12 protein-coding genes are annotated in these 11,359 nt (G+C 64.7%); 4 read left to right on the top strand and 8 right to left on the bottom strand.

The features are described 5' to 3' along the window. Window positions 1–2 precede the first annotated feature (2 nt). From CF161_RS09460 to CF161_RS09435, 6 genes are all read right to left on the bottom strand, one after another. Complete coding sequence (locus CF161_RS09460) at window positions 3–788, bottom strand: IclR family transcriptional regulator (RefSeq protein ID WP_020296357.1); 786 nt, start codon at window positions 786–788, stop codon at window positions 3–5. A gap of 89 nt (window positions 789–877) precedes the next feature. Next, a complete protein-coding gene (locus tag CF161_RS09455) occupies window positions 878–2,464 on the bottom strand; it encodes an MFS transporter (RefSeq protein ID WP_020296356.1) in 1,587 nt (528 codons plus the stop codon). A gap of 38 nt (window positions 2,465–2,502) precedes the next feature. Next, a complete protein-coding gene (locus tag CF161_RS09450; protein WP_020296355.1) occupies window positions 2,503–3,387 on the bottom strand; it encodes a fumarylacetoacetate hydrolase family protein in 885 nt (294 codons plus the stop codon). Window position 3,388: 1 nt separating this feature from the next. Next, window positions 3,389–4,339, bottom strand: coding sequence for a 2,3-dihydroxybiphenyl 1,2-dioxygenase (locus CF161_RS09445; RefSeq protein ID WP_020296354.1), 951 nt, complete (start codon window positions 4,337–4,339; stop codon window positions 3,389–3,391). Between the two features lie 66 nt (window positions 4,340–4,405). After that, window positions 4,406–5,164: an SDR family NAD(P)-dependent oxidoreductase gene (locus CF161_RS09440; RefSeq protein ID WP_020296353.1), complete on the bottom strand. Its 759-nt coding sequence runs from the start codon at window positions 5,162–5,164 to the stop codon at window positions 4,406–4,408. A 55-nt stretch (window positions 5,165–5,219) separates the two neighbouring features. After that, a complete protein-coding gene (locus CF161_RS09435; RefSeq protein WP_020296352.1) occupies window positions 5,220–5,456 on the bottom strand; it encodes a ferredoxin in 237 nt (78 codons plus the stop codon). Between the two features lie 350 nt (window positions 5,457–5,806). Between CF161_RS09435 and CF161_RS09430 the strand changes: the two genes are divergently transcribed. The 4 genes from CF161_RS09430 to CF161_RS09415 all read left to right on the top strand — a co-directional run bounded on the left by CF161_RS09430 (window position 5,807) and on the right by CF161_RS09415 (window position 9,595). Beyond that, window positions 5,807–7,069 (top strand): MFS transporter, encoded by a 1,263-nt coding sequence (locus CF161_RS09430; RefSeq protein ID WP_043229023.1) that lies wholly within the window; start codon window positions 5,807–5,809, stop codon window positions 7,067–7,069. Between the two features lie 29 nt (window positions 7,070–7,098). Then, on the top strand, window positions 7,099–7,419 hold the full coding sequence (locus CF161_RS09425) for a 2Fe-2S iron-sulfur cluster-binding protein (RefSeq protein ID WP_020296350.1): 321 nt from the start codon (window positions 7,099–7,101) through the stop codon (window positions 7,417–7,419). A 20-nt stretch (window positions 7,420–7,439) separates the two neighbouring features. Next, a complete protein-coding gene (locus tag CF161_RS09420) occupies window positions 7,440–8,675 on the top strand; it encodes an NAD(P)/FAD-dependent oxidoreductase (protein ID WP_020296349.1) in 1,236 nt (411 codons plus the stop codon). Window positions 8,676–8,761: 86 nt separating this feature from the next. Next, the gene (locus tag CF161_RS09415) at window positions 8,762–9,595 is read left to right on the top strand and encodes an oxidoreductase (RefSeq protein ID WP_020296348.1); all 834 of its coding nucleotides are present in this window, start codon (window positions 8,762–8,764) and stop codon (window positions 9,593–9,595) included. A 50-nt stretch (window positions 9,596–9,645) separates the two neighbouring features. On the opposite strand, the gene CF161_RS09410 is transcribed toward CF161_RS09415, so the two are convergent. Both CF161_RS09410 and CF161_RS09405 read right to left on the bottom strand, forming a co-directional pair. After that, window positions 9,646–9,996, bottom strand: coding sequence for a nuclear transport factor 2 family protein (locus CF161_RS09410; protein ID WP_020296347.1), 351 nt, complete (start codon window positions 9,994–9,996; stop codon window positions 9,646–9,648). Between the two features lie 24 nt (window positions 9,997–10,020). Beyond that, on the bottom strand, window positions 10,021–11,322 hold the full coding sequence (locus CF161_RS09405) for an MFS transporter (RefSeq protein WP_043229021.1): 1,302 nt from the start codon (window positions 11,320–11,322) through the stop codon (window positions 10,021–10,023). Window positions 11,323–11,359 lie beyond the last annotated feature (37 nt).

Here is an 11,359-nt window from a genome sequence, read left to right as displayed (position 1 = left end):
CCTCAGTAGAGGACGCAGGCCACTTCGCTGCAGAACTCGATCAACGCCTTGCCCAGTTCGGCAAGGCCCTCTTCGTCGCGCTGGCCACGGAACATCACCGCGGACACCGTGAAATCGATGCTGTTGGACGGCGAATAGATCGGCGCCGCGACGGCGAGAATGCCTCCCGAGAAATGCCCGTCATCCATGGCCCAGCCGCGTTCGGCGGCGACGCGCACCTCTTCGCGGTAAAGCTCGAGGGATAACGGCTGGGCCCAGCGGATGGTCTCGAAGCTGCTTTGCACCAGGGGGTCGTCGAGGTCGATCTGGGTGGCGAACAAGCGTCCGCTGGCCCCCATCAGGATCGGCAGCCGCTGGCCCTCCGCCATGTCGATGCGCACGTCGGTGGGGCTGGCGGCGGAGCTGACGATCACGATCCGGTCCGCGCTCATCTTGCGCCACAGGGTGATGGTCACCCGCAGGCGCGCGGCCAGGTTCTGCAACAGCGGCTTGGCCATCTGCACACGGTGGCCCTGGGTTACCAGTTGCTCCACCAGCCGCGTCAGGCCCAGCCCTACCGAATAGCGTTTGGACATGGCGCTGAAATCCACCACGTCCTCCTGCACCAGGGTGCGCAGGATGTTGAAGCAGGTGCTGGGGTTGATCGATAGCTGTCGGGCGATGTCCACCGAGCGTTCCGGCGTGCCGACCTGGCTGAGGTAGCGCAGGATGCGAATGGCGTTGGAGACCGGCTTGACGATTACCGCACCGGCCGATTTGCTGCTGTCGTTGACTTCAGAGGAGTCCATGCCCGATTCCGGTAACCTAATGTTGCCGGCATTCTAGCCTGAGAATGAATCACGCCGTGACAGTTTTATCTGGGAATAACCCGCACGCTTTATCGATTCCGTCCCACGGGCGGCTGGTAGATCAGCCGCCGGGTTTCCCGGTCCTGGCGACGGAAACGCTCTATCAGGCGCTCCTGGGCATGGTCGGCCTGGGTCACCCGCACCTGCTGGCGCAAATACTCAAGCCACGACTCGACGATAAAACGCTCGCTGTACAGCAGCGGGTCGGCCATGTCGCGGTACAGACGCCAGTTCTGCGCGCCGTTGCGCCGGCGCGCGGTGCCCACGGCGTACACCGCGACCAGGAACCCGTCGAGGTCGGGCGCCGTCACCTGGTACACGATCTCCACCGCTACCGGGCCTTCGGCATGGGCCACTGAATCGGCCCATTGCAGGTTGTCACTCGGGCGCACCTGGGCAAAGTCTGCCTCCTGCCCCAGTTCGAAACGGCCATTGCGAGTCAGGCCGATGCCGATCAGCAGGCACAACGCCGACAACAGCAGGCTCTGGCCCAGGCCCAGGTACTGCGCCACCGCGCCCCATACGGCGCCGCCGGCCGCCATGGCGCCCATCAGGATCAAGACATAGACCGACGCCACCCGGGCCCGCACCCAGTTGGCGGCATAGGTCTGGACCACGGTGGAAATCGTCGCGTTGACAGCCATCCAGCCAAACCCTGCGAACAGCATCATGGCGCAGACCACATAGCGGTTGGGCACCAGGGCCGCAGTCAGGGTCGCGGCGATAAAGGCGACCACGCCACAGACCACCAGGCGCCGCAGGCTGAGGACGCGATACAGGCGCGGCAGGTTGAGGGCCGTCAGTACCGCTCCAGCCCCGAGAAACGCCATCAGCAAGCCGTACCCTCCGGCGTCCATGCCCAACTCCTGCTTGGCCACCAGGGGCATCAGGGCCCACAGGGCGCTGGCGCAGCTGGTGAACACCAGGACCTGCCTCAGCGCGCTGGACAACACCGCCGAATGGCGGATGTAGCGCAGGCCGCTGCGCATGCCGCCGGTCAGGGTTTCCGGCGGCAACCCCACGTCCGGCGGCGACGGCGCCAGGCGAAACAGAAAAAACATCACCACCAGCATGCACAGGGTGATCACCAGGAACACCGAGGTGGTGTTCCAGTAGGCGATCAGGGCCCCGGCCAGGGCCGGCCCCAGCGCCCGGGTAGCGTTGATGGCGATGCCGTTCAGGGACACCGCCGCCGGCACCTGGTCGCGGGACAGCACGCCGATCATGGTCACCATCCAGGCCGACATACCCAAGGCGCTGCCGGTGCCCAGCACAAAGGTGAAGGCCAGCAAGCCCCAGGCTTCCAGGTGCGCGCTGTAGGCCAGCAGGCTGAGCACCATGGCGGCGAACAGCATCATGCACTGGGTGATGATCAGCCAGCGCCGACGGTCGACCCGATCGGCAATCACCCCGCCCGGCAGGGCAAACAGGAATACCGGCAGGGTCATGGCGGTCTGCACCAGCGAGACCATGGTCGCCGACGCGGTCAGGGTAGTCATGATCCACGCCGCGCCCACCGTCTGCATCCAGATCGCCAGGTTGACCACCGCCCCTGCCAGCCATAGGCCACGAAAGGCCTTGTTGCGAAACGGCGCCCACGCCGAACCCTCGCTCATCATCACTCCTCGGCGTGTGCTTCATGGAACATCGGCGGTTATTGCGCCAGCGGTTGCCCCAGGCGCCCGATGGCCCGCGATGGGCTGAGGGGGCGCGGCCCGGCAATGGTGTTGCGCAGGCGGCCAATGCCCTGGATCTGCGCCTCGACCTGATCCCCGGGTTGCAGGAAGCGCCCGCTTTCCAGGCCCACGCCATGGCTGGAGCCGGTAAACACCAGGTCTCCGGGGCGCAGGCTGATGCGCGCATCCAGGTAGTTGAGCAACTCGTCCAGGGGGAAAATCATCTGCCGTGTGTTGTCCTGCTGGCGCAACTCATCGTTGACGCTCAGGCGCATGTCCAGCGCCGGTTGCCCGGTGATGCGCAACGCGTCCGGGGTGACGATCCACGGCCCGACCGGCGTGGTGCGATCCATGGCCTTCTGGGTCAACAGGTCCAGGCGCCCGATCTGTTTGCCGGCGTCCCGCGCGCTGATGTCATTGCCCACCGTGTAGCCCAGCAGGCAGGCACTGGCCCTGGGTTCATCGAGCAGCGGTCGCCCGACCACCGCCACCAGTTCCACCTCGTAGTCGAGCTGGGTGGTCAGCGGTGGGTAGCTGATCTCGTCATTGGCCCCCACCAGCGCCGAGTCGGGCTTGATGTAGGCCAGCGGGTGCGCCGGTGCATCGCTGCCCAGACGCTTGAGGTGGCTCAGGTAATTGAGGCCGACGCCGAACACCCGTCCGCCCGGCTCCAGAGGCGCCAGCAGGCGGGCAGCGGACAGCGGCAAGCGTTCGGCATTCAAATCCAGGGCCTGCAACGCTCGCTCCGCAGGCAACCCGGACCAACTGGCAAAGGGCGCATTGATCCGCCGCAAACGGTGGGTCTCGGCCTCCAGCAATGCCCAGAACGCCTGGCCGGCGACCTCGACCCGTGCGATGCGCATGTCAGTGCCGGGCCCGGTAGGTCGCCAGGTACTCGGGGTCGAGCACTTCTTCCGGGGTCTTGACGCTGGCACCGAGAATCGGCCCCACCATTTCATGCCCCCACAGGCTGAGTTTTTCCGGGTTCAGCTCGTAGGGGTCGCCTTGCCACGGCTCGATTTCCGCAATGGTCTCGAAGGCAAAACCCGACGGGTTGAAATGGTAGAACGACAGGTGCGGGTCCTGGGCGTGCTGGCCCAGCGTCATCATCATCGGCAGTTCGCGCTGACGCACGATGTCGTAGGTTTCACCGACATCGCGCACGTTGCGCACGAACAGCCCGACATGTTGCACGCCCATGCGGCCCGGGCCGTGGCCGTAGGCGATGTCGTGGCTGGTGTGGTGGTTGAGGCGGGAGCGGAAGAACCCGGTGCGCCCCTTGCCTGCCCCGGCGCCATACCAGCTGAAGCCCATGACATTGAGCAGGAAGTCTTCCAGTTCCGGCGTGTAGTCGGGGGTGATCAGCACCACATGCCCCGCGCCACGCTCATCGGCCAGAAAACCGCTGTGGGGACGCCCGGGCTGGAACGAGCGCGGCATCCACTTCTGGCCATAGAACAGCTCGTGCTGATACCCCACGGGATCGCGAAAGCGCACCAGTTCACGCACGCCACGTTTTTCGCAGAGTTCGGCATCGCCCCGGGTGTACTCGACCTTGGCCGCGGCCAGCTTCTTGATCCCGTCTTCGAACGCCATGCGCCCTATGGCTTCCCAGCCGATATAGGCAATCCGGTCGACCGGCCCGGGGTGGAAAGCGAAGCGATGGCGACGATCGTCGATTCTGAAATACAGCGACTGCGGGTCGCTCTCGGGGTTCTTGCCGATGCCGAAACCCATCACCTGCGGGCCGTATTCGCGCCATGCATCGAGGTGTGGGGTTTCAAAACCCATGTAGCCGATACCAATGATGTCCACGTTATTCACCTTGTTCTTGTTAGAGATGAAAGGCTGCCAGCGGCACCTGCCCCGGCAGGTTACGCGCTAGATCGCCAGCAGGCCGCCGTCAATGACAAAGTCCGAACCGGTGATGAACGAGGCCTCGTCCGACGCCACGAAGACCGCCAGCGCCACCACTTCCTCGGGTTCGCCGGGACGATCCATCAGCACGCCGTCCAGCAGCATGGCCCGCACCTTCGGGTCTTCCAGGAACGGCCGCGTGCCGGGGGTGGCGACGAACCCCGGGCTCAAACTGACCGCACGGATGCCGCACGCGGCCCCTTCGACCGCCAACTGGCGGGTGAAGGACACCACCGCGCCCTTGGCCGCCGAATGGGCACTGATGCCGGCGACTTTCGAACCGCCCCAGGCCGCCGTGGAGGACACATTGATAATCACCCCGCGCCGCTCGGCCAGATGCGGCCAGGCGTACTTGGTGGTGTAGAACAGCAGGTCGATTTCATTGCGCATGGTGTACTGCCAATCCTCGATCGACAGTTCGCTGACCAACCCGAAACGGGCAGCGGAGGCATTGTTGTAGAGAATGTCGATGCGCCCGTGCTCGGCGACGGCCGCTTCGATCCAGGCCTTGGCCTGCTCATGCTCGCCCAGGTCCACCGGTGCCGAGCCATACAGGGTAAAACCTTCGGCCTGCATCAGGGCTGCCGTCTGCGCGTGGCCTTCGGCGTTGAAATCGCAGCCGACCACAATCGCCCCTTCCCGGGCGAAACGCAGGGCCGCCGCGCGCCCCTGGCCGCCGCCGGTGCCGGTGATCAGGGCGACCTTGTTCTGTAAACGTCCCATCAGCACATCCTCGAGTCAGTGGTTGTCCCATGGCCGGCGGTGCAGTCGCGGCCGATCAAGGGGCTGGCTCTTCGGGGGTGATGGGTTCCAGCCAGATCGCTTCCGCCGGGCAGGCTGCGGCACCTTCGCGGGCCTCTTCCTCAAGCTCCGGTGGCACCCGGGCATCATCGAAGTACACCAGGCCGTCGGCGTCGAGTTTGTACAGGCTGGGGCAAATCGCGGCACACAAACCGTAACCACAGCAGCGGCCACGGTCGGCCACGGCTTTGAACTGCGCATGCTCTGAACTCATTTTTTTCTCCTTATCAGGTTCAGCATTGGCAAATTATGAACACTTATTTATTTTATGTGCAATTAATTTTTAGCGCGGATATGCTGGCTGGCATCCGCCGCTGAAAAAACCGCTCAAGGCCCGAAAGCGGCGGGATGTTGAACACAGCCGGAACCAGATTGATGGAACGTCGGGTCCGGCGCAGGAAATTCGTTTGTCTGTGAGTCAGATGGCTTTGCTGGACAACGGCAAAATTCTGATTTTATTGTGAATAGAACAGCGGATTCTGTTCAATGAATCCGTTGACGCGGCTCCACAGCGCCTCCTACAGCAGTGCTTGGCTCAACAAAACCTATAAGGAAGCCAACCCCATGCACCCTTCGAAAAACGAAGCGGCAATTGATCTTCACGAATTCCGGCAAAGCTGGAAAATCCTCATTCTGTCGGTCGCCGGCGTTGCCATCAGCATCAACGCCGCGCTGCTGTACGGCTTCGGCACCCTGGTGGTGCCCCTGGGCGACGCCTTTGGCTGGAGCAAAAGCGAACTGCAGGCGTGCATCACCTTTCTGTTCGGTGGCGCCGTGGTCTCGCTGCAACTGGTGGGGTGGTTCAACCTGCGCTTCGGCATGAAGCGGGTCACCGTGGTCTCCCTGCTGTTGCTGTCCCTCGGCTACCTGGCTACGACCCAACTGACCCAGTCGATCTGGTCGATGTACATCGCCTTCGCCCTGCTGCCGATTGTCGGCATGGGGGCCCTGGCGGTGACCTGGACCCAGCTGCTGAGCCTGTGGTTCGAGCGCAATCGCGGCCTGGCCCTGGCCATTGGCCTGTCCGGCACCGGAGTCACCGCCGCCACCGTCCCGCGGTTGATGGCCTGGGGCATCGAGCACTGGGACTGGCGGGCAGCCTTCGTGATTCTCGCGCTGCTCAACCTGCTGGTGCTGCTGCCGCTGATTCTGCTGTGGTTCAAGCTGCCGACCGCCGCGGGCAGCGAGGATGATCGTCGCGCGCTGGCCAGCCTGCCCGGCATGAGCTTTCGCGAGGGCATGGGTTCGCTCAAGTTCTGGACCTGCAACCTGGCGCTGAGCCTGGTGATTTCCTCGATCGTCGGCATGGTCACCAGCACGGTGCCGATGCTCCAGGCCAAGGGCCTGTCGGCGGCCGACGCGGCGACGATCTTCAGTTGCTTCGGTATTTCCCTGATCTTCGGCCGGATGCTGATCGGCTACCTGCTGGACCGTCTGTGGCCGCCGGCAGTGTCGGCCATCAGCCTGATCCTGCCTGCCGTCGGCTGCCTTATCTACCTGAGTGGCACCAGCGAGTTCATGCCCCTGATGTTGGCGGCAGTGCTGGTGGGGTTCGGCGCAGGAGCGGAATTCGACATCGCCGCGTTCCTGATTGCCCGTTACTTCGGCCTGCGTGAATACGGTCGCCTGTTTGGCGTGCACCAGGGCCTGAACACCGTGGCCTCGGCCCTGGCCCCGCTGCTGTTCGCCTTTATGCTCGCGCGCAGCGGTTCCTACTCCGCGATGCTGGTGTACAGCGCCGCCTGCTGCCTGATCGGCCCCCTGCTGCTACTGACCCTCGGACGAGTGCCGCGCTTCGATGCGCAGGCACTGCCCAGCCATTCCTGAGCCACCCTCTGACAAGAACGGAGCAGAACATGCCCACATTGACCTTTATCGAACACAACGGCACCGCCCATCAGGTGCAGGGCGCCATCGGCCAATCGGTGATGCAGGCCGCCACCTTCGCCTCGGTCCCGGGGCTGCCCGCCGATTGCGGCGGGGCGTGCAGCTGCGCCACCTGCCACACCTATGTCGACGCGGCCTGGCTGGGCAAGGTGCAAGCCGCCGAAGGCATGGAAAACGACATGCTCGAATACGCCTTCGAGCGCCGTGACAACAGCCGTCTGAGCTGCCAATTGATCATCAGCGAAGACATGGACGGCATGGTCCTGCACCTGCCTTCTTCGCAATTCTGAATGCGCCTCAAGGAGCGTCCATGACACTTGCCTCAGTCGTTATCGTCGGTGCTGGCCAGGCCGGTTTCCAGGTTGCCGCCTCCCTGCGCCAGGAAGGCTATGCCGGCCGCATTACCCTGGTCGGCGATGAGCCCGGCCTGCCCTACCAGCGCCCGCCATTGTCCAAGGCCTACCTGCTGGGCAAGATCCAGGAGACCAACCTGCTGTTTCGCCCGGCGGACTTCTATGCCACTCAAGGCATCGAACTGCTGCATGACCAGGCCACCGCCATTGACCGCCTGAACCGGCGCGTGGTGCTGGCCTCGGGGGCGGCCCTGAGCTATGACCATCTGGTCCTGGCCACCGGCGCCCACAATCGGCCGCTGCCGGTGCCGGGCGCAGAGCTGCCCCAGGTGTTCGGCATCAAGACCAAGGCCGATGCCGACGCCCTGGCACCCCTGGCCAAGGCGGCGCGCAATGTGGTGGTGGTCGGTGCCGGTTTTATCGGCCTGGAATTCGCGGCGGTGGCGGCGGCCCTGGGGGCCAACGTGCATGTGCTGGAGCTGGGCGAGCGGCCCATGGCCCGGGCCGTGTCGCGAGAAATGTCGGAGCTGTTTCGCCAGGCCCACGAGGCCTGGGGCGTGCACTTCGATTTCCGCCAGGGTTTGAGCCGCATCGACAGCGACAACGGCAACGTCTGCGCCGTGCAGACCGCCGACGGCCGCAGCCTGCCCGCGGACCTGGTGGTGTTCGGCATCGGTGTGATCGCCAACGCGCAACTGGCGACCGAAGCCGGGCTGGCCATCGAGAACGGGATCAAGGTCGACGTCAATCTCCTGACCTCCGACCCGCAGATCTCCGCCCTGGGCGATGTCGCCAGCTTCCCCTGCCTGCAAAACGACGAACAGCACACCCGCCTCGAATCGGTGCAAAACGCCATCGACCAGGCCCGCGCCGTGGCGGCACGCCTGATGGGCAAGCCCGCGCCCTACAGTGCCCTGCCCTGGTTCTGGACCGACCAGGGCGACCTCAAGCTGCAGATTGCCGGGCTCTCCCACGGCCATGACAGCACCGTGATCCTGGGTTCGGCCCAGGACCGGCAGCTTTCGGTCCTGTGCTTTCGCAATGAACGGCTGGTGGCCGTGGAGTCCTGCAACCGCATGGGCGACCACATGGCCGCGCGCAAGATCCTCGCCCGTGCGCCCCGGCTGACGGCCGCCGAAGCGGCCACAGAGGGTTTCGACCTCAAGGCCTGGGAAGCAGCCAACCGCGACTGAGCAGCCGCGCCCGACCAACCACCCGCCGCCGCGCCAGCCCCAGGGCTGGGCGCGGCTTTTTTTGCGCAACTGCTGGAGCGATAACGATGAATAAAGTCTGGTTTATTACCGGGGCTGCCCGCGGCCTCGGCGCCGCCATTGCCAGGGCCGCGCTGGCCGACGGTGACCGCGTGGTGGTCAGTGGCCGGCGCACCGAGCCCCTGCAACACGCCTTCGCCGATTACGGCGAGCGGGTGCTGGCGGTGCCCCTGGATGTGTCTGACGAAGCCCAGGCCCTGGCCGCGGTAGAGGCGGCGGTCGCGCGCTTTGGGCGCATCGATGTGCTGGTGAACAACGCCGGTTACGGCCAGTTGGCCCCTTTCGAAGACAACTTCAGCCAGGACGCCGAACGCCAGTTCGCAACCAATGTGTTCGGCGTATTGCATGTATGCCGTGCGGTGCTGCCAGTGATGCGCCGGCAACGCAGCGGCCGGGTCTTCAACCTGTCGTCCATGGGCGGCGTGCTGGGCATGGGCGGCGCGGCGCTGTACTGCGCGTCGAAGTTCGCCGTCGAAGGTTTTTCAGAATCCCTGGCCCAGGAAGTGGCGCCATTCGGGATCAAGGTCACGCTGGTGGAGCCCGGGGTGTTTCGTACCGATTTCCTCGACCCCAGCTCGGCCGTGTTCGGGGCCCGAGCCCTGGAGGACTACGCCGGGTTCACCGCCAAGGTCAAGGCGGCCTCGGCGGCCGGCAATCACTTGCAAACCGGCAGCCCGGAAAAACTCGGCGCGGCCCTGGTGCACCTGGCCAGCCATGAGCAGCCGCCGCTGCGCTACCTGGCCGGCTCCGATGCATACCAGCAGGTCAGTGCCAAGCTCAAGGCCATGCTGGCGCAGATCGAAGAGTGGCGCGAATTGACCTGCTCGACCGACGGCGCCTGACGGCCCGTCGCCCTGCCGCCTCGGCGGGCGTGCAGGGCCACACCGGGCACCTAGAGATTGATGAAGTAGCGCACAAAGAGTTTGCCTTCCTCGAACCGATACAACTCGATGGTCTCGATCCCGCCCTCGCCCTCGCGAAAGGCATTGAGGTGATGGCATGCCGCTTCATTGCCGTTGACGATGCACTGTCGCACCTCGACCCGGATCTTCGGCTGCTGTTGCGCCCACATGCCTTCCAGCACCTGCCAGGCATCGTGCTGCGGCTTGCCGACATATTCGATACTCAAGCCATTGCCCGAGACGCTGCGGTAGTGGGCAAAAAAACCTTGCTTGTCGCCCGTGTTCCAGCAGTCGATCTGGCCGTGCAGGAACTGCTCGATGGCGTGTTTATCCAGGTTCATGGTGGGTTCATCCTCAGGGTGGGGTCAGGCATGCTGCCGGGTGGGCAGCGAGTGTTGGCGCGCCAGGAAAGCCGGCTCCATTTTCAGCCACAGCAAAATCCCGGGGCCGATAATGGCGCAGCACAGGCAGCACACCAGCACCGCCGAATAACTGCTGTAGACGTCGTACAGGTGACCGAACAGCATGGGCACCAGCCCGGAGACAATGGTGATCAGGCACAGGTGCAGGCCGAAGATCCGCGCGTAGTCCTTGAGCCCGAAATAGCGCGCCATGAGGAACGCCGCCAGGTCGAACTCGGCTCCGGCACTGGCCCCGATGCACAGGGTGGCCAGCACCAGCAGCGGCGTGCTCTGGGCACCGCCGAACAGAAAGATCGCGCACCCCAGCGCCGGCAGCGCCAGGCTGACTGCCGCCACCAGCGACGGTGAGTAGCGGTCCAGCAGGTAACCCACCAGCAGGCGCCCACCAATGATCGAGATGCCAAAGGTGCTGAACACCTGGCTCGCCTCCTGGGCGCTCAGGCCCTTGCTTTGCAGCATCGGCACCAGGTTGGTGACCATGCCCACGGTCAACGACACCGAAAGGATCAGCGCCAGATTGAAGCCCCAGTACATGCCCGAACCCAGGGCCTGCCTGAAGCTCATGCCGGACAGCTGCAGCGGCTGTTTCCGGGTCGCTGGCTCGGCGCCCGCCGGCTGAACCGGCAGGCGCAACCACAGCAGCGTCATCGGCAAGGTGAACAGCAACGGCATGGCCCCCAGCGCGATAAACCCGGCTTGCCAGCCATAGGCGGCAATCAGTCGCGACAGCAACGGTGGCAGCACCGTCGCCATCAGCCCGGTGCCGCACAGGATCACCGCCAGAGCCAGGCCGCGATTGCGCTCGAACCAGAGGTTGACCAACTGCGTCCAGGTAATGGCAATGGTGCCGGCACACACGATCGGCATGCTGAAGAATGCAAGGTACAACCAGCCGATCGAGCCCTGGATCCGGGTGATGGCGAAGTAACCGAGGATCTGCAGCACGATCGACACGATCGCCACGCGGCGCAGGCCATAGCGGCGATAGAGCCAGCCGACCAACTGGGTGGAAATCGCCACCCCGGCGAACAGAAAGGTGATTGCGGCTTGCAGGTCGCCCCGGCTCCAGCCGAATGCCTGCTCCAGCGGGATCACCAGGGTGCCGAAGGCATACAACAGCGCGGCGGTGATGCTGGTGCAGATGCCGAACAAACCCAGCAGGACCACGCGCCAACCGCGCTTGAACTCGGAAAAGTCATTGCCATCCTGGGCCTTGTCGCTGCTCTTGCGTGTCTCAGTCGTCATGATTAACTCCCGGCGCAGGCCGCCATCGCGGATGCGC

It is taken from the genome of Pseudomonas sp. CF161 (assembly GCF_000416215.1).
Classification (GTDB): Bacteria; Pseudomonadota; Gammaproteobacteria; order Pseudomonadales; family Pseudomonadaceae; genus Aquipseudomonas.
This window is presented reverse-complemented; position numbering and strand designations above follow the sequence as displayed.

Coding starts and splice junctions, on each gene's coding strand:
- CF161_RS09435 (WP_020296352.1), bottom strand. CDS start 5,456: ATGAGTTCAGAGCATGCGCAGTTCAAAGCCGTGGCCGACCGTGGCCGC.
- CF161_RS09410 (WP_020296347.1), bottom strand. CDS start 9,996: ATGAACCTGGATAAACACGCCATCGAGCAGTTCCTGCACGGCCAGATC.
- CF161_RS09425 (WP_020296350.1), top strand. CDS start 7,099: ATGCCCACATTGACCTTTATCGAACACAACGGCACCGCCCATCAGGTG.
- CF161_RS09455 (WP_020296356.1), bottom strand. CDS start 2,464: ATGAGCGAGGGTTCGGCGTGGGCGCCGTTTCGCAACAAGGCCTTTCGT.
- CF161_RS09460 (WP_020296357.1), bottom strand. CDS start 788: ATGGACTCCTCTGAAGTCAACGACAGCAGCAAATCGGCCGGTGCGGTA.
- CF161_RS09405 (WP_043229021.1), bottom strand. CDS start 11,322: ATGACGACTGAGACACGCAAGAGCAGCGACAAGGCCCAGGATGGCAAT.
- CF161_RS09430 (WP_043229023.1), top strand. CDS start 5,807: ATGCACCCTTCGAAAAACGAAGCGGCAATTGATCTTCACGAATTCCGG.
- CF161_RS09440 (WP_020296353.1), bottom strand. CDS start 5,164: ATGGGACGTTTACAGAACAAGGTCGCCCTGATCACCGGCACCGGCGGC.
- CF161_RS09415 (WP_020296348.1), top strand. CDS start 8,762: ATGAATAAAGTCTGGTTTATTACCGGGGCTGCCCGCGGCCTCGGCGCC.
- CF161_RS09450 (WP_020296355.1), bottom strand. CDS start 3,387: ATGCGCATCGCACGGGTCGAGGTCGCCGGCCAGGCGTTCTGGGCATTG.
- CF161_RS09420 (WP_020296349.1), top strand. CDS start 7,440: ATGACACTTGCCTCAGTCGTTATCGTCGGTGCTGGCCAGGCCGGTTTC.